The organism is Treponema sp. B152, assembly GCF_024181665.1.
GTDB classification, from domain to species: domain Bacteria; phylum Spirochaetota; class Spirochaetia; order Treponematales; family Treponemataceae; genus Treponema_B; species Treponema_B denticola.
This window is the reverse complement of record NZ_CP058668.1, coordinates 1,223,156-1,244,857: the sequence shown is the minus strand read 5'-3', so window position 1 is coordinate 1,244,857 and position 21,702 is coordinate 1,223,156. Positions and strand designations below refer to the sequence as shown.

Below are 21,702 nucleotides of genomic sequence, written 5' to 3'. Positions count from 1 at the left end.
ATGACAAACAAGCAAATAAATTGTATAATCTTTTATATGTACATGTTAAAAGGATGTTCGGGTTATGTTTCTTAAAAGTCTTGAAATTTTCGGATTTAAGTCCTTTCCCGATAGAGTAAAAATTGAATTTGCGGATGGTATAACAGCCCTCCTGGGACCTAACGGTTGCGGAAAAAGTAATGTAGTAGATGCAGTAAAATGGGTATTGGGAGAACAATCGTCCCGTACTTTACGGGCCGACAAAATGGAAGACGTTATATTTAACGGTACCGAAAAGAGAAATCAGCTTAATATTGCAGAAGTAACCTTAACTATAAGCAATGAAAAGGGCCTCTTGAATTTGGATTTAAGCGAAATAGCTATAAAGAGGCGGCTTTACCGTTCAGGGGAAAGCGAATATTTTATCAATAACCAGCCGGCAAAGCTGCGTGAAATTAGAGAGCTTTTTTGGGACACAGGTGTCGGAAAGGCTGCATATTCCGTTATGGAGCAGGGCAAAATCGACCAGATTCTTTCGAGTAAGCCTGAAGAAAGGCGCTATCTTTTTGAAGAAGCTGCCGGTATAACGAAATTTAAGGTAAAAAGACAGGATGCGGAAAGAAAGCTCGAAAAAACCCAAGAAAATATGAAACAGATTGAAGCTGCTTTGGCCGAGGTCCGAAGATCCTATGATACCTTAAAAATTCAGTCTGAACAAACAATCAAATACCGTGAGCTAAAAGATGCCGTTTTTGAACATGAAAGGGATATTCAGCTTTTACGCTTAAAAAGTTTTGTAGACGGTCTTGCCGCAAAAAAACAGAGCTTAAAAGAAGCCTCCGAAAAAAGAGATTCCATACAGGAGCAAATTGACGGTATTCACGGGCTCCTTTCGGAAAATATGGATATCGTAAATGAAATGGAAGAGAAGTTTAATGCTTACCGAACAAAGGTTCTAAACCTGGCCATAGAACAAAAAGGTAAGCAGGAGCAGGTTCAAATTTACAATAAACGCCGTTCCGAGCTTAAGCTAAAGCTTAACCAGCTGGAGGCTAAGACCTCTTCAACCAAGGAAAATATTGAAAGCCTTGAAGACGATATTTCCGAAAAAAATGCCGATGTTTTTGAGTTTAAAAAACAGGTTTCTGCAATAGAAAAAAACGCCGAAGACTTTGAAAAAAACATAGACTTGGCAAGCCATAAGATTACTTCAAACAAGGAAGAAGTAAAAAGGCTTGAAGACGATATAAAAAGGCTTGACGATATGAGAGGGGATATGGAGCTTGAATTAAAGTCCATAACCGAAGATATTGTTACCGAACTTGATAAAAATTTAAGATCGGCAGGTTATTCCTCGGCAAATCGCTTGGAAGCCGAAAAAGACTTGGATGGTGCTTTAAACCGGTTAAAGGTTTTAATTACGGGAAAAAAGGCTATATTTTCCGACTTTGCCTCGATAGAAAATCACTCTGCAGATGATGTAAAAAAATTCGCAGAAGATTCCGTTCAAAGTTTTTCTTCACTTTTATCCATAAGCGATGAAATTCAAAACGCTCTTGAAAAATATAAAAAATCTTCGGCAGGTTTTATTGATGAGTTTTTGGCCCCGGAAGGTATTATTACCAAAAAAAGAGCCGTCGATGCCGCTATCTTGGAAAACAGGCAATCTATCGAAAATAACCGTACTAAAATTGCCGCTCTGATAGAAGAAAATAACGAACTTTCCGTCAAGATAAACGACTATCGCAAAACCCTTGAAGACTTGCGTGTAAACAGAGCCAAGGTAGATGCTCAGGCAAAAAATGCCGAAGATCAGGTTAAGCTTTTAGAACGTCAGCTTTCTTCAGAGAAAAAAATACTTCATGACCTTGAAAACGAATTTTTTACCGAAGAAAAACAATTAAAGCAAACGGAAGAAGATATTTCGGAACTTGAAGGCGAGATAAATTCTTTGGAATATGAGGGAAGAAAGATAAGTGCCGAGCTTGAAAAACTTGAAAATGAAATCTCGATAAAAAACTCCGACCTTGCCAGTAAGAGGGGGAAGGTTGACAAGCTTAACGCAGAGCTTTCAAAAGCAAACTCTCTTTTGGAAAAATTCCATTTGGATCTTGCAGGGATTGAAGCCGATATCCGTAACACAAAAGAAAATTTTAGAGAAAAGCATTCCCGAGAGCTTATGGAATTTGAGGAGAGGATGTTTACTATTACCTCATCGGTAAATGATCTTCGAGACAGTCTTTCTTCAATTAAACAAAAGCTTGATTCTTTAGGAAGAGTAAACTTTATGGCTCCTGAAGAATTTGAAAGCGTTAAAGAGCGGTATGAGTTTTTAACTAAACATATAAGCGATCTTGATAAGGCCCGTGCAGACTTGCAGAGAATTACAGACGAGATTACGGCCGAATCCACCGAACTTTTTTTGGACACCTACAATAAGATTAAAAAGAATTTTCATAATATGTTTAGAAGGCTTTTTGGAGGAGGAAGGGCTGAAATACGCTTAACCGATCCGAAAAATGTGCTTGAATCGGGAATAGAAATTTTTGCACAGCCCCCCGGAAAAAAACTTGAAAATATCAGTCTGTTATCGGGCGGAGAAAAATCTATGACTGCGGTAGCTCTTTTATTTGCAACCTATATGGTTAAGCCTTCCCCGTTCTGTCTTCTTGACGAAATTGACGCAGCCCTTGATGAGCAAAACGTTACCCGCTTTGTTACCACGCTTCGTGAATTCGCAAATGTAAGCCAGTACATTGTTATTACTCATAATAAAAAGACTGTTTTGGGTGCAAATGCCATGCTGGGTGTTACCATGGAAGAATCCGGTGTTTCAAAGGTTATAGCCATAAGGCTGGATAATGAAACGGAACTTGAATCAAAAACTATAGACTTGGTTAATGAGCCCTTTGTAGAAGAAGAAGTTGAACCTGAGGAGGGAGTTTATATTCCGCCTCATCCGCCTAAAAGGATAAAAACCGTAAACGATGAGGAGGAAATTTCAGAAAATGATAGACCTCAAGAGTAAAATAAGCGGTATTTTTAAAAACATGCAGGTTTCTTTTTCTCATCACAGAAAGCCGGTTATTATAATTGTATGTGCCTTGATTTTTATCTTAACGTTAAGCCTCCTTTTGATTATATTTTCACAAAAAAAAGATGATGCATCATATTCCGAAACAAAAAAAGCTGTCTTATCATCTAAAAATTCCGATTTTAAATCCGGTAAGGTAGACACGGATAAACTGCAAATTATAGATGAACCGCTTTATCTGCCTCCTATTCAGTTTTCGCGGGAACAGCATAAAATATGGGAAAAAGAAGAGGTTGACTATTGGTATGAGCCTCCTGCCGAAAAGGATATGGAGGAACTGCATAAACAGAACAAAAAAATTGCCGATAAAATACTGGAGGCGGCTCCATGAAATCGATACGTTATATATTAATATTATTTTTGATTTTTATCTTTTTGAATTCCTGTGCAAGTACCAAAAAAAATACAGGCGAAACTTTAATTGAAGATAAAAAAACTGAAAATATTGCGGTCAATGAGCCCAAAACTGAAACCGATAAGGAATCCGATACTGATACTTCCAAGGATTCTGAAAATACTAAGAATTCCGAAAAGATTATAATCATGAAAGTACCTGAAGCCGAATCGGTAGAATCCGTTTCCGATCCTAAGCCTGTTGCCGATAAACCGGCATTGGAGCTGATAGTTGATACGGAAGATGAAAATGAACCTGCCTCATCAAATAATGAAGCCGGCTCATCGAAAGATACGGATTCCAAGTTACCTTCTGTAATTGAACCGGAGCCTTTAAAGAAGCCTGAAGAAAAAAAGCCTCAGGATTCGGCGCCTTCAACATCTAATCAGGCCACCATAAGCGTGCCTGATAAAAAACAAATAGTAAAGCCGGCCGATGATCCTAATAAGGTTACGAAACCTGAAATTAAAAAAGAATCTTTAGAAAAACCCGTAATAAGTTCCGATAAAGCTCCTACAGCTGCAGAAACAAAACCCTCAGCTCCGGAAGTTTCAGGTGTTAATGATAAGAATATTGTGAACGAGGAAAAAATTAAAGATGGTAGTGATCCTACCCGCGTTTTTTCGGAATTTCCAAGCACTGAACCTGATGACTCAAAAGAAGAAAAAGCCTCCCGTTCGGTAAAGCTTTATACGGGACAAAGGCTTGAAGTTGTATACCCGGGAGAGGGTTGGGTGTATTTAGGTGAGTCCACTGCACAAAAAGGTATAAAGTATCAACAAAGAAAACTTCAAAGCGGTACCTCTATCTTCCATTTTGGAGCTGGAGATGAAGGCTCATATATTCTTAACTTTTCATATTTTGATGTTTTTTCGGATAACTTTATTTCGGATTCTATTGCCGTTCATGTTGAAAAAGCAAAAACAAAGCTTAATAATACGGTTAAAGCACCTGACTATAAGGGATCTATAAACGCTCAGAAGGAAAATAAACCTGATTTAAAAAATGAAAGTAAATATGGTACGGATAAAGGGAAGGTTAATAATGATACATCTTCATCTAAGACATTGGATGAAGTTTCGGCCGGAACACCGTTAAAAGCGGAGTCTTCAGTTAAAAAAAGAGAGAATACTAAGGTTTATGATGCTCCCGATCTTTTAACCGTAACCGAAAAGTCAGAGTCTAAAACATCCGGACAGGATTTTAAATCGGCTTCCGAGTTGTTGGATATGATAAGGGGCTATATTTCGGAAGGAAATGCAGCAAGTGCTCTAAATTCGGCAGAAGATTTTTTTAAAAATTATTCGGTAAATTTGGATGAAGCCTTATTTTTACGCGGTCAAGCATACGAGTTAAACGGACCGAATAAAAACATAAAAAAAGCCTTGGAAGCCTATCAAACCCTGACTAAAGCCTATCCAGAAAGCAAATTTTGGGATAAAGCGGATGCAAGAATAAGGTACATAAAAAAATTCTATATCGATATAAAATAGGATTTACTAGTGGTTGTAATTGTAAAGGCTAAGTTATAAGCCGATTTTAAACCGCTTGACTAAACATCTTCTTTAGGTCATTATATCGGACATGGAAACTAGAAGTATTTTTAAAAATATATCGCCGATAGATCATCGTTATTCCCTCCCGCAAGGAGGTCTTTATGATGAACTGTCGGTTTTTTTATCGGAAGAAGCAGGCATCGTTTATTGTGCCATGGCCGAAATGGCCCTTGTAAAGGCTCATCTTAAAATTGCAGAAGAAAAAAAAGGCTCTTTACTTCCAAAACTAAGCGGCGAGCTTGAAAAAACATTGGACGATATTGCCTTAAATATTGATCCTTCCGAAGTTTATGAAGAAGAACATAAGACCCAGCACAATATAAGAGCCTTGGTAAATGTCTTAAAGAAAAAAGTCCCCGAAAATACGGCTCCCTTGGTTCACCTTGGAGCTACCAGTGCCGACATCCTCGACACGGCCTTTTCTATGAGGATAAGGGACGCTGTCATAAAAGTAATAATTCCTCTTTTAAAGAAAACCGAGCTTTTACTTTGCGATATAGCTGAAAGAGAGGCTGAAACGCCTCAAGTCGGGCGCACTCACGGCCAACATGCGGTTCCGATTACCTTCGGTTATGCCGTTTCCGAATATGTAGCCCGTTTAGGCAAGTCGATTTTAAAAATGGAAGAGCTTGTAAAAGATTTACGCGGAAAATTTGCCGGAGCCGTCGGGGCTTATAATGCGGCATCTTTAATAGTTTCCGATCCGATGAGATTTGAAAAAATCTACCTTGATTATCTCGGCTTAAAGCCTTCAGAATATTCTCATCAGCTTGTGGAGCCCGAATACATGCTCCGCCTCCTTCTTGAAGCAAATATTGCCTTCGGCATAATTGCAAACCTTGCAGACGATTTACGCAATTTGCAAAGAACCGAGATAGGGGAGGTTTTTGAATATTTTAGTGCAACACAGGTAGGCTCTTCTACTATGCCTCAAAAGCGTAACCCATGGAATTCCGAGCATGTAAAAAGCTTGTGGAAGGCTTTTTCTCCCCGCATAATGAGTTTTTATATGGACCAAATCTCGGAGCACCAAAGGGATTTATCCAACTCTGCAAGCCAAAGGTTTATAGCCGATTATCTGACAGGCCTTGCCTTGGCCTTTAACCGTATGAATTCAATTTTAAAGGGCTTACAGGCCGATAGGGAAAATATGCTCAAAAACCTTTTACAGGGCGGTGGAAAGGTTAGGGGAGGCGTTATGGCCGAGCCCGCTTATATCCTTTTGGCGGAATGCGGCGTTTCCGATGCCCACGAGGTAATACGCAAGATTACCCTTGCTGCCGAAAATCAAAAGATAAGTTTTTATGAGGCCTTAAAGGCCGAAGAAAAGGTCTTTGCTCTTGTTACGGAAAGATTAAAAGAGCTTAACTTTGATAAACCGGAAGAGTTTTTTGCAAACCCCGAACGCTACCGAGGTCTTGCAAATGTAAAGGCAAAAGCCTTGGCCGAAAAGTATAAGGCCTTAATGTAAGTTTTATCTAAACTTTTTATTCGTACGTCGGGGTTGTTGATTTTAGCTTAGGTAAGTAGTCCCTCATAAGTTCAAGCCTTTTAAGATAGTAGGCCCTTTCTTTTTCGGAAAGGGTCTCAACCCATTCCTGGGTAAAGCGTTTTATTACGGGCGTATCTTTTTCGTTATAGTTTGTAATTAAAACAGGGGCTGCCTCTATCTCAGGCTGCAAAATACCGTCTATTTTTTTAAAGCGTAACTGCATTATTATTGAGTCTCCCGTATATTCCCTGTAGTAAGCCGGATCGGCATAGTTTACCTTCCACCTTTGACCCGAAATAAAATTTCCCATAGAGTACATAAAAAAGGCATTTTTTTTATGTGTGAGAAAAGAGTCAAGAGGTTCATTATTCTCTCCTTTATTGATTTGAATAATATCTTTTTTGGAATCATCGATTAAGATTTCCACCTCTGAAAGTTCCCAATCCTGTAAAACATGGGGATGATTAGCCCAGACTACATCTATTCCTGCTTGGGCTAAAGCCTTAAACCATGTCTTTTTACTAGCTAAAACCTTAAGGCCGTATTCCGCCTCGTTTAGATGAAGAGACAGAATAAAAATATCGCAAGGATTTTCTTCCTTCATTTTTTTTATGGATAAAAGAAGTTTTTCCCTTCCTGTCTTTGTGGGTTCCGAGTAATAAAGTCTGTGTTTTGATTTGCCGTGAGAGTTGATAAGTTCCGTTACCGATAAAAATAAAATCTTCCAGCCTTTTTTTTCGATTAAGACAGGATTAAAGTCTTCATCTTCTTTGTTTTTTAAACCGGAAGAAAAAAGCTCTTTATTTTTATACTCTTCTTTTAAAGCATTAAAACTTTTAATAGTTCCGTCTATTCCTTGAATACCCTGATCGTTAGTGTGATTATTGGCAAACGAGAAAACATCGAAGCCCCCTTCAATAGCGGCTCTTAGATAGTCTTTATGTATATTAAAGCATGGAAAGCTTGAAAGCGGTCTTTCTTCACAGACAGGTGTTTCTACATTTCCAAAAGTTAAATCATCGTTTAAAAGAATATCCCTGACATCATCATAAATTCTATTATAGTCTTTCATTTTAAAATTGACGTCATGAGCCATAATATCGCCTGAGAAGCTTAAAACAAGTTCGCTTATATCATTTTCTTTTTGAGGTAAATTTGATTCGGAAATTTCGGTTGAATTACAGGAATTTAAAACAAAAACCGCCGCTGTGATAAATAAAAATAAATAATAGTTAAGATTTTTTTTCATAATTGTTATAATTATACATTGACAATTGATATTATACAAGATACAATATATAAATATATTGTAATAATTGTTCAATGTTCAAGGAGGACAATGCAATGGCAAAGTCAAAATATGTATATTTTTTTGGCGGAGGTAGCGCTGAAGGTAATGGTACGATGAGGGAAGTATTGGGCGGCAAGGGTGCCGGTTTGGCCGAAATGACGGCTATAGGACTTCCTGTTCCTGCCGGATTTACTATTACAACCGAGGTTTGCGAAGAGTATTATAAAAATAACAGAAAGTATCCTGTCGAACTAAAAACTCAAGTTGAATCTTATCTTTCAAAATTGGAAAAAATTACCGGAAAAAAACTTGGGGACAAAAAAGATCCTCTTTTGGTTTCCGTTCGATCGGGGGCTCCCGTTTCGATGCCCGGAATGATGGAGACAATTTTGAATTTAGGCTTAAATGACCAATCCGTTCAAGGTTTGGCCGAGAAGACCGGAAATTTAAGGTTTGCCCTGGATGCTTATCGTAGGTTTATTTTGATGTACGGTTCTACGGCAATGAACATTGAACGTGAAAAATTCGATAAAATTTTTGATGATGTAAAAGAAAAAAGAACAAAAAAACGTCTTAATCTTGCTCAGACTGCAAAGGTTTCGGATACCGATGTAAACGAACCGGAATTACAGGATGTTATAGATAGATCCAAAAAACTTTATGAAAAAGAAATAAAATCTCCCTTCCCCCAAGATCCCATAAAGCAGCTTTGGGGTGCTATCGGAGCAGTCTTCGGTTCTTGGATGTCCGATAAGGCCGTTACTTACAGAAGGGTTGAGAACATTGTAGGAATCCGCGGTACGGCTGTAAATGTTATGCAGATGGTATTCGGAAACAAAGGAGATAATTCCGGAACAGGAGTCTGCTTTACACGCGACCCGAATTCGGGTAAAAACGACTTTTACGGTGAATACCTCTTTAATGCACAAGGTGAGGACGTTGTTGCAGGAATCAGAACTCCTATTAAACTCGATGTATTTGCAAAAAAAGATCCGGATGCTTATAAAAAACTTTGCGATGCACGCAAAATCCTTGAAAAGCATTATAAGGATATGCAGGATATGGAATTTACCGTTGAAGAAGGTGAATTATACATGCTCCAGTGCCGCACAGGTAAGAGGCTTCCTGCAGCAGCCTTCCAGATGGCTGTAGATATGGTGGAAGAAAAACTTATAACCAAGGAAGAAGCTGTTAGCCGTATTAAGGCTTCAGACATTGAAGGAGTCTTCTACAAGGCCTTGGATTATTCTAAAGCTTCCGAAATAAAAAGCTCTCACCTTGTTGACGGTATTCCTGCCGTTCCGGGAGCTGCACGCGGTATAATCTGTCTTTCGGCAGAGGCTGCGGAAGCTGCTTCAAAGGACGGTAAAAGAGCTGTTCTTGTTCGTCATGAAACAAGCCCCGAAGATGTAGGCGGTATGCATGCTGCCGAGGGTATTTTAACCGCAACCGGAGGAAAAACCAGCCACGCAGCCGTAGTTGCCAGAGGTTGGGGAAAATGCTGTATAGTAGGCTGTGAAAATTTAAGAATCGATTACGAGAAAAAAGCAATTTCGGCTAAGGGTATAGTCTTAAAAGAAGGAGACTACATTACCTTGGACGGTTCAAAAGGAGCTGTTTATAAGGGCGAGTTACCCTTAATTACTCCCAAGCCTCCTGCAGCCTATAAAAAAATCATGGAATGGGTTGATCAGATACGAAAAATAAAGGTAAGAACAAATGCCGATACGCCCGAAGATGCTAAGATTGCCGTAGGCCACGGAGCCCAAGGTATCGGTCTTTGCCGAACCGAACATATGTTCTTTAGCGATGAGAGCAGGATACAGGCAATCCGTGAAATGATTATTGCAGAAAACAAGGAAGCAAGGGAAAAGGCTCTAAAAAAACTTCTTCCGTATCAGACGAAGGATTTTGAGGGTATCTTTAAAGCTATGAACGGATATCCCGTAACCATCCGCTTGATTGACCCGCCCTTACACGAATTTGTTCCTCATGACAAAGAAGGTCAGCAAAAGTTGGCCGAAAAACTTAATATAAGTTTTGCAAGTGTTAAAAACAGAGTAGACCAGCTGACTGAAGCAAATCCTATGTTGGGACACAGGGGCTGCCGCTTGAGCATTACCTATCCTGAAATTCTTGAGATGCAGGTTACTGCCATTATAAATGCTGCCTGCACGGTTCAAAAGAAAGGAATTGCCGTTTTACCCGAAATAATGATTCCTCTTACAATCGATGCAAAAGAATTTAGGATTTTGGAAAAGAGGGTTCGAGCTGTTGCAGACGATATCATCGAGAAAAAAGCTAAGGATAAAAAACTTAAGTACATGGTCGGTACTATGATTGAAACTCCGAGAGCAGCCCTTCTTGCAGACAAAATAGCAGAATATGCGGAATTTTTCTCCTTCGGTACAAACGACCTTACGCAGATGACCATAGGTATAAGCCGGGATGATGCAGGTAAATTCCTCCCTGAATATGTAGATGAAAACAAGGCCGGCGTATTTAAGGCTGATCCTTTCCAGTCATTGGATCAAGAAGGCGTGGGTATCTTGGTATCTACTGCTATTCAAAAAGGAAGAGAAGTTAAAAAGAACTTGGAAATAGGTGTATGCGGTGAACACGGAGGAGACTTAAATTCGGTTAAGTTCTTCTGCAGAGCAGGAATGGACTATGTTTCCGCTTCACCCTTACGAGTTCCTATAGCAAGACTTGCCGCAGCTCAGGCTGAAGTTGAAGCCTTAAAATCCAAGTCGGCCGCAAAAAAACCTGCAAAGCCTGCCGCTAAAACTTCAAAGGCTTCCGAAAAAGCAAAGGCTAAAACCGGTAAAAAGCCGGCTAATAAGCCTGCCAAATAACAATTAATTTTAAAGCACTGCACCATTGTAATAAGCTAAGGTGCAGTGCTTTAATTTAAAGATTTTAAGCAAAAAAAATGAGCTTGATAAAAAAATTAAGAGCCTTGCGCGGGGCCGTATGCTGTGAAGATAGTGAAGAAAGTATATCTTCGGCAGTTGTAAACCTTTATAGCCGAATCTTAAGGGAAAATTCCCTGTCTGAAAAGGACATAATTTCAATACATTTTACGGTTACCTCCGATATAAGGGCTTTAAATCCTGCATCGGCTTTAAGAAAGAACGGCTTTGCAAAAAATACGGCCCTTTTTTGTGCTTTAGAACCCGGTATGAAGGGCGGCTTACCTAAAACTATTAGAATTTTAATCTATTATTATTCCAGGAAAAAGCCGATTCATATTTATATGGGCGGAGCAGAAGTGTTAAGACCTGATTGGATAAGAAAGACGGATAAATAAAAGAATTTTTGTAATTTTGCTTGACATAATTATAAAAATATGATATATTCCTTTCTTGTCAACGCAATGCGTTTCAATGTTATGCGTTTTACCATGTCTCCTTCGTCTAGTGGTTAGGACATCGGGTTTTCATCCCGACAACAGGGGTTCAATTCCCCTAGGAGATGGATACCCTCGATTTAATCGAGGGTATTTTTTTAGAAGTCTGAAAGCTAAAAAAGCTTTACTTGACAAAATAAAATAAATTTGTTAGACTAAAAATCTATTCAACAGTAACAATTCATTTTACATGTCTTTTTCGGTTCCTTAAGCCGAATACTGAATTTTGGAATGATGTATTTAAGTTACAAGCATAGGAGAAAAATCCGATGACAATAAGAAAAAGAAAAACTTTGCCGCAGGTTTCTGAGGATACCTTGTTTGATACGGGGATTAATTCCGATGAAAACTTAGGTTTTAGCCAATCCGATGTACAGGCTGATGATCCATCCCTTAGTCCTGCAAATGAGATTCAAGCTGCTGTAGAGCAGACAAGAATTGAGCAAAACAATGAAGCAGACGATGAAGTTCTTGAAAAAAAAGTTGTTGTCCGCTCCCGCGGAAGAAAAAAAACAGAAAGCTTTTCGGATGAAGCTGAAACCAAACCGGCAAAAAGAACTAGTGTAACCGCAAAAAAACGTATACCTAAAGATATTCAAGAAGAAAAAGAAGAAGTCCCGCCCGCATCAGATAGTTCTTTTAAAATCATAATAAACGATCTTACAAAGATGCGTATGCATGATTTAAGGGATATGGCCATTAAATACGGAGTACCGGAGGATGAACTTTCATTAATGAAAAAACAGGATGTGATTTACCACATTCTTAAAAACCATACCAATCAGGGCGGTACTATTTTCGCTTCCGGTTCTTTAGAGACCCTTCCTGACGGATACGGTTTTTTACGTTCGCCTCAAAACAGCTATTTGACGGGAACTGATGACGTCTATGTTTCTCCCAGCCAGATAAGGCTTTTTAATCTTAAAACGGGTGATACGGTTTATGGCCAAATCCGTTCTCCAAAAGAGGGTGAAAGATATTTTGCCCTTTTAAGGGTTGAAACGGTCAACTTTGATGAGCCTGCAAAATCGCAGCGCCGTATTCCGTTTGATAACCTCACCCCCCTTTATCCTAGAGAAAAATTAAACCTTGAAACAACTACTCAGGAAATATCTACCCGAATTATGAATCTTTTTTGTCCGATAGGAAAAGGACAGAGAGGATTGATTGTAGCTCCTCCTCGTACGGGAAAAACGATAATGCTTCAAAAGATAGCCAATGCAATTACGGCCAATCATCCTGAAGTTTATCTTATAGTTCTTTTGATAGATGAACGTCCTGAAGAAGTTACCGATATGGAGCGCACTGTAAATGCGGAAGTTATTTCTTCTACCTTCGATGAGCAGGCAACCCGCCATGTTCAAGTTGCTGAAATGGTACTTGAAAAGGCAAAACGCCTCGTTGAGCACAAGAGGGATGTAGTTATTCTTTTGGATTCAATTACCCGTCTGGCAAGGGCCTATAACCAGACGATGCCTACTTCGGGTAAGGTCCTATCCGGAGGTGTGGATTCAAACTCTCTCCATAAACCCAAACGCTTTTTCGGTGCTGCAAGAAATATCGAAGAAGGCGGAAGTTTAACGATAATAGCTACGGCTCTTATTGAAACCGGCAGCAAGATGGACGAGGTTATTTTTGAAGAATTTAAGGGAACCGGCAATATGGAAGTAAACTTAGACAGAAAACTTTCAGACCGCCGTTTATTCCCTGCAATCAATATAAAGCGCTCGGGAACTCGAAAAGAAGAGCTTTTATTAACGGAAGCAGAAATGCAACTTATGTGGATATTACGCAAATTCATCAGCTCGATGGATGATGCCGATATTATCGAATTCTTAATAGATAAAATGAATAAGAGCAAGAATAATGAAGCTTTCTTAAAATCAATGAATGCCGGTCTTGCACAAAAAGAGTAAATATTGTATATTATAACACTACCTTGGGAGGTTTGTATGAAAAAAGATATTCATCCGAAATATGAAGAAACAACCGTTACTTGCGCTTGCGGAAACGTAATAAATACGCGTTCTACAGTAAAAGATATCAAGGTTGAAATCTGCTCTCAGTGTCATCCTTTTTTTACGGGAAAACAAAAGCTTGTTGACACTGCAGGACGAATTGATCGCTTTAAGAAACGATACAATATTAAAGACTAATTGTCTTTATAAGCTAAGCACGGGTTTTCTCGTGCTTATGCTTTTTCTAGGGGGTAGTTTATGGGATGGTGGTCTATCTGGCTTTTGGTAGGTGTGTTGTGTATAGGCTTGGAGCTTATAATTCCCGGCCTTGTTATTATCTTCTTCGGCTTCGGAGCTGTTTTTACTTCCGTTTTTAGTTTAATTCCTTTTATTAATCAAGCTCTTTGGCTTCAAATAATAATATTTGTTATTTTTTCGGTTCTTTCTTTGGCTTTTTTACGTAAAAAATTTACTCCTATTTTTAAAGGTACTATTTTCTATTCTGATAAAAAAAGCGACAAAGAAGCGGAAGAGTTTGCCGATGTTATTGAAACGGTTTTTCATAACAAGGAAGGCAGAATAAAGTATCAGGGTACGACATGGAGTGCCCGCTCCCTTTCGGAAGAAATTCCTGCAGGCTCAATGGTGAGGGTTCTCAGACGCGAAGGGCTTACCTACATTGTTGAAAAGGCTGAAAAATAACTTTTAGGCACCTTTAAAAAAATCGGTTTTTAGAAGATACCATCTTATAAAGTTTTTCCGAATATTTCTTTTTGAAGTCTTTTGCCTGTGGCTGTACAGGCGAGACCTCCTTCGGCAGTTTCTCTCAAGGCTGAAGGTATAGAATCTCCGACTTTTTTCATGGCTATTATAACCTCGTCTACCGGGATAGCACTTTTGATTCCAGCCAGGGCAAGCTCTGCTGCCGTAAAGGCAAGGCTTACACCGGAAGCATTCCGTTTTACGCAAGGAACTTCAACCAAGCCTGCTACAGGATCGCAAACAAGACCCAAGATACATTTAAGGGCAATAGCCGTTGCATGGCCTACCATTTCAGGGGTTCCTCCGCACATTTCTACTATGGCTCCTGCTGCCATGGCTGAGGCTGAGCCGCATTCGGCTTGACATCCGCCTTCAGCTCCTGAAATGGAAGCCGTGTTGGCTATAACCATGCCGATAGCTCCCGCCGTAAAAAGAGACATAACTGCATCTTCTTTTTTTACATCCTTTGTTTTTAGAACGGCTCCGATTGCACCGGGGAGAATACCGCAAGAGCCGGCAGTGGGAGCTGCGACTATTTTTCCCATTGAAGCATTTAATTCGGAAACGGCCATTGCCATTCTTATGCCATTTGCAAGGAGTGGGCCGCAGAGTGCTTTTCCGTTTTCCGATCTTTCGTATATTTTATAGGCATCTCCGCCCGTAAGCCCGCTTGTAGAGCGTATATCCGGGTTTGTTCCTTTGTCAATTGCTTCAAGCATTACGTTTAAATGCTCCTGCATTCTCTCAAAGCACTGTTCCTTAGTTTCTTCAAGGGCGGAGCTTTGGTCTTCTAAAATAATATCCGAAATTCTTAAAGAGTTTTCGGCTGCTTTTTGTATCAGGTCTTCTATTTTTTTATACTCTATTGTTTTCATAGTTTATACCCTTTTAAAATTATACCGGCTGAATCAGGATAACATTGTAGATGTGGTCTATTTGCAAAATGTCCTCCTTTAATTCCGGGCCGACGCTTAAACCGTCCATTTGAAGGCACATTGTGGCGGTTCCCCCTCGGTAATCTCTTCCGATATGAATTTGCGAAATATTTATCTTGTGTTTTGCCGTTACGCTTGTTATGGCGGCTATTCTTCCGGGGATATCTTGATATTCTACTACCAGTGTAGGGTTTTTACCGCTTAGCTCTACAGGTTTTCCGTTTATTTTGGTAATTAGAATATTCCCGCCCCCTATGGAGGAGCCTTGAACTGAAAGCTCCTTTCCGTCAATACCGGTAACTTCAATCAATGCCGTGTTGGGATGGGCATTAGGAATATCTATAGGTTCAAAGGTGATGTCCAAGCCTTGTTCTTTTGCAAGGGTTAGGCTGTTTCTTATACGCTCGTTTTCGGGTTTCATTCCCATAATACCTGCTGCAATAGCCCTGTCGGTACCGTGCCCCTTATAGGTGTAGGCAAAAGATCCGTGTAAGTACACTCTTGCTTTTATAGCAGGTTCTGCAAGAAGAACCCTTGTTAAATAGCCTATTCTTACGGCTCCTGCCGTATGCGAACTGGACGGCCCTATCATAATCGGGCCTATAATATCAAAGATATCCATAATTGGCGATATTATATAAAAAAAAATTGCTGAGGTCAATATCGCAAGTTGGATTTAAGGAAAACCTCTAAAAACTGAAGTTTTTAGAGGTTACCATAAATTAAATTGCAAAAAATAACATTGTTTATGTAATATTATGTTGACATTTTTTTTTGATGAGTCTATACTCCATATGATATTTTAAATTTTATAAATTATAGGTATAGGAAGGGAAAATATGAAAAGATATATATTCAGTGCTCTTATTATTATAATCGGTTTATTGGTTTTATTTGCTCCGTTCGGCTTTGCCCATGTATGTCATCCTAAGGCTGACGGCAGTTTTATGAAATGTCATTGGATGGGAGAAGCTGTGAGGTTGTTAGGGGGGCTGATAGCCTTATCTGGCCTTGTTTTTTTTATTTGTAAAAAATCGCGCTTTGGAATATCCGTCTATAATATCGGAACCGGAGTAAGTCTTATTTTACTTGAAACCCTTGTTATAGGCACCTGTAAGCACCCAAATATGAGCTGTAATGTTTATACAAAGCCTATAGTTATTCTATTGGCTATTGCTTTGATTGCGGTAAGTCTTGTTTATGTTGTTCTTTCACGCAAAGAAAAATTTGAATAATCTATAAAGTAATCGATAAAAAGGAAACTTAATGCTTTTAAAAACAAAATCGCTTTCCAAATCCTTTACCAGAGGCAGGAACTCTTTTTTTGCGGTAAAAGATGTTGACTTTTCCATTTCGGCTTCCGATTTTGTATTCATTGTAGGGCGTTCGGGTTCGGGAAAAACAACCTTTCTTAATTTGATATCCGGTATTTTAGATCCTACCCAAGGGCAGGTTTTTTTTGAAGATCAGGATATTTCTTCTATGAATGATACCGATAAAAGCTTTTACCGAAACGAGTCGATAGGCTTTGTTCCTCAGTCTTTAGCTTATTTGCCGAACCTTTCGGTCTTTGATAATGTAAGGGTTCCGTTTTTTTTATTTAACAGGGACGGCGACAGTGAGGGTAGGGCTTTAAGCCTCTTGGAGCTTATGGATATAGCTCATTTAAAGAATGAGATGCCTCACAATTTATCCGGCGGAGAACTAAAGCGAATGTTGATTGCAAGAGCTCTTATGAATTCTCCTAAATTACTTATTGCAGATGAACCTACGGCAAATCTTGACAAGGAAACTTCTGAAACGGTTATGAATCTTATAAAAAGTGTTAATAAACTGGGAACCGCCGTTTTGATTGTAACACATGATTTTGAAATTTTAAATGAGAATAGTACCATATATAGAATGAATGATGGAGAATTAACGAAAACTTGATTTTAGTACCGTTTATGTTATTAAAAAAATTAAAAAAATATGTAAGAGAATCTTGACATTGTTTTTTTGACTTGATATACTTTAAGTAGAATTTTGTAAGTATTGGCTACAAAATTGGAGTTAATATGTTTAATAATAGTTTTAAAAGATTTTTATCGATTTTTTTGATTTTCTTTGTCTTTTTGTTTTCTGTTTCAGCCAAAGAAAAAGAAGACTTGAGCACTTGGACTAAAATAGTCGAAAAAATGGAAATTCACCTGAATAATGCATACGAATTGTATACACAGGGGAAAACCCGTGAAGCCTATGACGAAGTAAATGCTGCTTATTTTAGATATTACGAATCCAAGGGAATGGAAAAGATAACGATGAGCTATCTTTCCGGTGCACGCAAAACGGCTGTCGAAAATGCTTTTTATGAGTACAGGAAAAACGTAAAAAGCGATAAGGATAACGAAATGATAAGAGCTCATAAGGATGCTCTTATTGCAATGCTCTACCATGATGCAGCCGAGCTTGACGGCACTTCCAATGATAAGGGAGGAAGCGGAAAATCGGCGGCTGTTGCAACCTTTATTTCCTGCTTTGTGCTTATACTGCGTGAAGGCTTGGAAGCTATTTTGGTTATAGCGGCTATTATCGCTTATCTTGTAAAAACCGGAAAAAAGAAGTACATATCTTCCGTTTATATCGGAGCTCTTGCCGGTATTCTTGTAAGTATAGTTTTAGCTTTTTTATTCGGTTTATTGGCAGGTGCGCAAAGCGGTATAGCTCAAGAGGTTTTTGAAGGCATCGGAATGTTCGTTGCCGTAATAGTTTTGTTCTATGTAAGCAACTGGATGATTTCAAAATCGGAAACGGAAGCATGGGAAAGATATATTAAAAAGAAGGTTGAATCTTCGGTATCGACCGGTAATAAGTGGGTCTTGATTTTTGCTGCCTTTATTGCCGTAGCAAGGGAAGGAGCCGAACTTATTTTATTCTTCCAAGGAGTTCCCGTTCAAGGTGCAAGCGGTCAAAGAGCTATGATTTTAGCTATTGTATTATCGGTGATTATTTTAGCCGGTGTTTTTCTTGCATTTAGATTTTTAAGTGTAAAACTGCCCTTAAAGCCGTTTTTTACCGTAACAAGTATTTTGATGTACATACTTTGTTTTTCGTTTACGGGAAAGGGCGTTTCGGAATTGCAGGCTGCAGGTGTGGTCGGAAAGACTATAATCCCGTGGATGCAAAGTTTTGAGTTGGATTTTTTAGGCATATATGCAACCTATGAAAGCTTGATACCTCAAATAATAGTTTTAATTACGATTATTGTGTTTTCAAGTTTATATGTCAAAAAAAATAAAAAGATTCTTGCCGAATTAAAAAAGAAAGAAGAAGGCGGGGATAATTAATTTAGTCCAAAAAAATTAAATATAGAGGAGAGTTTTTAAATGAAAAAAACTTTATCTTGTATTTTTGCATTGCTTGCAATTGCTTTTGTAATTACATCATGCGAAAAAAAAGAAGCGGTACAGCAGGCTGCGAAACCTGCTCCTACTGAAGAGAAAACGGCTGCCCCTAAACCCCACGAGGAAGGCGCTGCCGGTTTTGACGAGTTCCCCATCGGCGATGAGCAAGATGCCGGAATATTAACGGTTGCAGGTGTTTATTTTCAGCCTGTAGATATGGAACCTGCCGGTAACAGTTTGTCAAAGAACGAAGCTGATTGCCACATGGAAGCCGATATTTCTGCCAATGAAAAAGGCGCAACATTGGGTTACGGTGCCGGCGACTTTGTTCCTTACTTACATGTTAAGGCTTACATCCAAAAAGTAGGTTCTTCAAAGGTACAGGAAGTTGCATTTATGCCGATGAATGCCAGTGACGGACCTCACTATGGTGCTAACGTAAAATTTGAAGAAGGCTTAGGTAAGTACAATATCAAGTTTGAAATTAAGGCACCGGGAAATGATTATCTTCTTCATGTCGACAAAGAAACAGGCGTTACCGGACGTTTCTGGACGGAACCCATCGTTGTTGAATGGAAAGATTTTGAATGGACAGGACCTCAGTGGTAAACTTGTCCAATCGGTAGTAGTATAATCTAATACTAATTACTCATTCAATTTGTAACCGCCGAGGCTTTAGCTTGGGCGGTTACTTTTGATGCTTTGGAGGTGCACCATTTTAAAATTTTATATAAGGGTTATTGAAGCAGGCATAGGCTTTGCCTTAGTTCTTGCAGTTGTTTTTGCTTCATTTAGAACCCAAAGACCCGAAAAAAAACGGTATATTGTTTTTTTAGGTATACTCACAGGATTTATCGGCAGTATTGTTTCTGCAATATTAAGATCTATTCCTAATTACATAAATAGAACCAATTTTGCCTTTTGGTCGATGATTCCCGTCAGTATATTTTTCTTAATTTTAATTGTTCTTTTACTGTTTAAAACAAAAGCGAAAAAATCTTTATTGTACGAAAATATTTTCGGTACAACCGTTTTTTTATATACGGCTGCAACAATATTTTATTATCTTCCCGTTATAATAACTCTTTCTACAACCTTGGTTAATTACGGCGAAAGTGCGGTAAGCACCCTCGTTTTATATAGACTTATAGGCTACTTGCTCGGAATAGTTTTTATTGTTCTTGCAAGTCTTTCAATTTATAAAACCTTAATAAAGTTATCCGATATCGAATTAAATATTACTGTAATAGCTTCTCTTTGTATTTTAGGGATAACTCAAATTGTGGTAATAATCCAGCGTTTATATTCTTTAAGAATAATTCCGCGGAATAATTTTATTTTTTGGTTTATTGCAATGGTGGTGAATAATGGAAACTTTTTTATATTTGCCGTCATTGTGTTTATAATGTTTGCTCCGATTCTTTTATGGAAAAAAAATATTAAAATTACGGAAGCATATAATAACAATGCCGAATTAAGAAAAATAAAAGCAAAAAAACGTAATGCAAAAAGGTGGGCTCGATTTTCTTTAAGCCTTTTAGTGATTTCGATTTTTTCTTTATCTTTTTTGCGTTTTTATGTAGACAGAGAAGTTCCTTTGTCTCCGCCTGAAAATTATACGATTGCAGACGGTATGGCTGTTATTTCTTTAGAGCAGTTGGAAGATGATAAACTTCACCGCTATGAATATATAACGGAGCAAGGAATCGGTATGCGTTTTATTGCCATAAAAAAAAGTGAAGGTTCTTACGGTGTAGGCCTTGATGCCTGCGATATATGCGGTCCCAGCGGTTATTTTGAACGGAATAATGAAGTAATCTGTAAACTTTGCGATGTAGTTATGAATAAGGCTACCATAGGTTTTCCCGGAGGATGTAATCCGGTTCCGATTCCTTATATTGTACATGACGGGAATATTAAAATAAAGATATCAGACCTTGAGTCCGAGGCTCATCGTTTTAAATAGCAAAAGTTTTTATGGGAGAAGTGCTAAACAGTTCGGTGCAAATGGCACCTCTCTGTTTAGCTGACGAGTTTGCCTTTCGGCAAACATCGCATTATTGTATACGGTTTGTAAACAAACCGCTTGAAAAAACTTTTTTCGCAAATTAATATTTGCTGCAAAAAGTTTTTATAGGAGAAGTTATGTTTTGGAGAATGATAGCGGGGGCGCTTTTTAGACAAAAAGGAAAAATGGTGATGATAGCTTTTACCATTGCCCTAGGTGCAAGTCTTTCAACTTCTATGCTTAACACAATGCTTGGTGTAGGGGATAAGGTAAACCAAGAACTTAAAACATACGGAGCCAATATCAATGTTGCTCATAAAGAATCTTCTCTTTTAGATGATATTTACGGAGAAGAATCCGGAAACACAAAAAAATTCTTAAAAGAAGATGAATTGTATAAAATTAAAACCATATTTTGGGCATACAATATTGTCGATTATGCACCTTTTTTAAATGTGCAAGTAGATTATGACGGAGCGGATAAACCTGTCCGCCTGTCGGGTACATGGTTCGATTTTAGGATAGACTTACATACGGGGCAGGAAGTTATAACCGGAATAAGAAGAATGCGTACATGGTGGGAAGTAAACGGAAACTGGGTTTCGGATGATGATAATTCTTCCTGTATGGTAGGAAGTCTTTTTGCAGGAAGGAATAACTTAAAAGTAGGGGACGAGATAAAACTTACAAGTGCTGCAGCCTCTAAAACTTTAAAAGTCTCTGCAATTTTTAATTCGGGAAGCAATGAAGATGAGGTAATTTTTACTACATTGCATACGGCCCAAGAATTTTTAGGAAAGACAAATGTTTGTGAAAGCATCGAAGTAAGTGCTTTGACAACTCCCGATAATGATTTGGCAAGAAAGGCCGCAAGAAACCCTTTAAGTTTAACGATAAAAGAAATGGAAATATGGTATTGCACCGCCTATGTAAGCAGTATTTGTTATCAGATTCAGGAGGTTATAACGGATGCGGTTGCAAAGCCGATAAGACAGGTGGCCGAATCCGAGGGTGCTATCTTAAATAAGACAAGCTTGTTAATGCTTTTAATTACCGTTTTAAGTTTGATCGCTTCGGCTCTCGGTATTTCAAACTTGGTAACGGCGAGTGTTATGGATAGAAGGGCTGAAATCGGCTTAAAAAAAGCAATCGGGGCAAGTAATACGGCCGTTACCGTTTCGGTTTTAACTGAGGTTATGGTAATAGGAATTATCGGCGGTGCCGCCGGATATTTTGTAGGATTGGGTTTAACGCAGATAATAGGCCGAAGCGTTTTCGGTTCTGCAATTCCGCCGGCTCCCATGGTTATTCCTATTGTGGTACTTATAATTTTTTTGATCACCCTTTTGGGAAGTCTTCCGTCGGTAAGATATTTATTAAAGTTAAACCCCACGGAAGTTTTGCACGGAAAATAAACATTCCCGTTTAAGGTGTTAAGGAT

The 21,702-nt window shown here is 38.6% G+C and carries 17 protein-coding genes, 1 tRNA gene and 1 pseudogene; 16 read left to right on the top strand and 3 right to left on the bottom strand.

Translation table 11 applies throughout. The annotated features are described in order from the left end of the window. Positions 1 to 64 precede the first annotated feature (64 nt). The 4 genes from HYB91_RS05820 (at position 65) to HYB91_RS05805 (ending at position 6,494) form a co-directional block, all read left to right on the top strand. Positions 65 to 3,007, top strand: coding sequence for a chromosome segregation protein SMC (locus tag HYB91_RS05820; protein ID WP_002678156.1), 2,943 nt, complete (start codon positions 65 to 67; stop codon positions 3,005 to 3,007). Further along, complete coding sequence (locus tag HYB91_RS05815) at positions 2,988 to 3,404, top strand: hypothetical protein (protein ID WP_002678158.1); 417 nt, start codon at positions 2,988 to 2,990, stop codon at positions 3,402 to 3,404. The genes HYB91_RS05820 and HYB91_RS05815 overlap by 20 nt, the downstream gene beginning before the upstream one ends. Further along, positions 3,401 to 4,960, top strand: a complete 1,560-nt coding sequence (bamD, locus tag HYB91_RS05810) for an outer membrane protein assembly factor BamD (RefSeq protein WP_002678159.1) — start codon at positions 3,401 to 3,403, stop codon at positions 4,958 to 4,960. The genes HYB91_RS05815 and bamD overlap by 4 nt, the downstream gene beginning before the upstream one ends. Before the next feature lie 91 nt (positions 4,961 to 5,051). Beyond that, on the top strand, positions 5,052 to 6,494 hold the full coding sequence (locus HYB91_RS05805; protein WP_002671232.1) for a lyase family protein: 1,443 nt from the start codon (positions 5,052 to 5,054) through the stop codon (positions 6,492 to 6,494). A 16-nt stretch (positions 6,495 to 6,510) separates the two neighbouring features. On the opposite strand, the gene HYB91_RS05800 is transcribed toward HYB91_RS05805, so the two are convergent. Next, positions 6,511 to 7,764, bottom strand: coding sequence for a CapA family protein (locus HYB91_RS05800; RefSeq protein WP_002678160.1), 1,254 nt, complete (start codon positions 7,762 to 7,764; stop codon positions 6,511 to 6,513). Between the two features lie 95 nt (positions 7,765 to 7,859). Here HYB91_RS05800 and ppdK point away from each other — a divergent pair, with 95 nt between their 5' ends. From ppdK to HYB91_RS05770, 6 genes and pseudogenes are all read left to right on the top strand, one after another. Then, the gene (ppdK, locus tag HYB91_RS05795; protein WP_002678161.1) at positions 7,860 to 10,661 is read left to right on the top strand and encodes a pyruvate, phosphate dikinase; all 2,802 of its coding nucleotides are present in this window, start codon (positions 7,860 to 7,862) and stop codon (positions 10,659 to 10,661) included. A gap of 77 nt (positions 10,662 to 10,738) precedes the next feature. Further along, a complete protein-coding gene (gene aroH, locus HYB91_RS05790) occupies positions 10,739 to 11,116 on the top strand; it encodes a chorismate mutase (RefSeq protein ID WP_002678162.1) in 378 nt (125 codons plus the stop codon). Positions 11,117 to 11,211: 95 nt separating this feature from the next. Next, positions 11,212 to 11,283: transfer RNA gene (locus HYB91_RS05785), tRNA-Glu, on the top strand. A 582-nt stretch (positions 11,284 to 11,865) separates the two neighbouring features. After that, positions 11,866 to 13,131 (top strand): annotated as a pseudogene (gene rho / locus HYB91_RS05780) (transcription termination factor Rho); the annotation flags it as partial. 36 nt (positions 13,132 to 13,167) lie between these two features. Further along, a complete protein-coding gene (gene rpmE, locus HYB91_RS05775; RefSeq protein WP_002669000.1) occupies positions 13,168 to 13,371 on the top strand; it encodes a 50S ribosomal protein L31 in 204 nt (67 codons plus the stop codon). Positions 13,372 to 13,431: 60 nt separating this feature from the next. Beyond that, positions 13,432 to 13,875: an NfeD family protein gene (locus HYB91_RS05770; RefSeq protein ID WP_002678181.1), complete on the top strand. Its 444-nt coding sequence runs from the start codon at positions 13,432 to 13,434 to the stop codon at positions 13,873 to 13,875. Between the two features lie 44 nt (positions 13,876 to 13,919). Here the strand turns inward: HYB91_RS05770 and sdaAA are convergent, their stop codons facing one another. Both sdaAA and sdaAB read right to left on the bottom strand, forming a co-directional pair. Beyond that, positions 13,920 to 14,810, bottom strand: a complete 891-nt coding sequence (gene sdaAA / locus HYB91_RS05765) for an L-serine ammonia-lyase, iron-sulfur-dependent, subunit alpha (protein ID WP_002671221.1) — start codon at positions 14,808 to 14,810, stop codon at positions 13,920 to 13,922. Positions 14,811 to 14,829: 19 nt separating this feature from the next. Continuing rightward, positions 14,830 to 15,492 carry an L-serine ammonia-lyase, iron-sulfur-dependent subunit beta gene (sdaAB, locus tag HYB91_RS05760; RefSeq protein ID WP_002671219.1) on the bottom strand — a complete coding sequence of 221 codons (663 nt, stop codon included), beginning with the start codon at positions 15,490 to 15,492 and terminating at the stop codon, positions 14,830 to 14,832. A gap of 217 nt (positions 15,493 to 15,709) precedes the next feature. On the opposite strand from sdaAB, the gene HYB91_RS05755 reads away from it, so the two are divergent. The 6 genes from HYB91_RS05755 (at position 15,710) to HYB91_RS05730 (ending at position 21,676) form a co-directional block, all read left to right on the top strand. Then, on the top strand, positions 15,710 to 16,105 hold the full coding sequence (locus HYB91_RS05755) for a DUF4418 family protein (RefSeq protein ID WP_002678191.1): 396 nt from the start codon (positions 15,710 to 15,712) through the stop codon (positions 16,103 to 16,105). Between the two features lie 31 nt (positions 16,106 to 16,136). Next, entirely contained in the window at positions 16,137 to 16,802 is a 666-nt protein-coding gene (locus tag HYB91_RS05750; RefSeq protein WP_002678193.1) for an ABC transporter ATP-binding protein, read from the top strand. A gap of 125 nt (positions 16,803 to 16,927) precedes the next feature. Then, on the top strand, positions 16,928 to 18,196 hold the full coding sequence (locus tag HYB91_RS05745) for an FTR1 family iron permease (protein WP_002678195.1): 1,269 nt from the start codon (positions 16,928 to 16,930) through the stop codon (positions 18,194 to 18,196). A gap of 39 nt (positions 18,197 to 18,235) precedes the next feature. Further along, positions 18,236 to 18,862, top strand: coding sequence for an iron transporter (locus tag HYB91_RS05740; RefSeq protein WP_002669021.1), 627 nt, complete (start codon positions 18,236 to 18,238; stop codon positions 18,860 to 18,862). A gap of 88 nt (positions 18,863 to 18,950) precedes the next feature. After that, on the top strand, positions 18,951 to 20,219 hold the full coding sequence (locus HYB91_RS05735) for a Fe-S-containing protein (RefSeq protein ID WP_002678197.1): 1,269 nt from the start codon (positions 18,951 to 18,953) through the stop codon (positions 20,217 to 20,219). A gap of 179 nt (positions 20,220 to 20,398) precedes the next feature. Further along, positions 20,399 to 21,676 carry an ABC transporter permease gene (locus HYB91_RS05730; protein WP_002678199.1) on the top strand — a complete coding sequence of 426 codons (1,278 nt, stop codon included), beginning with the start codon at positions 20,399 to 20,401 and terminating at the stop codon, positions 21,674 to 21,676. The last annotated feature ends 26 nt before the right edge of the window (positions 21,677 to 21,702 follow it).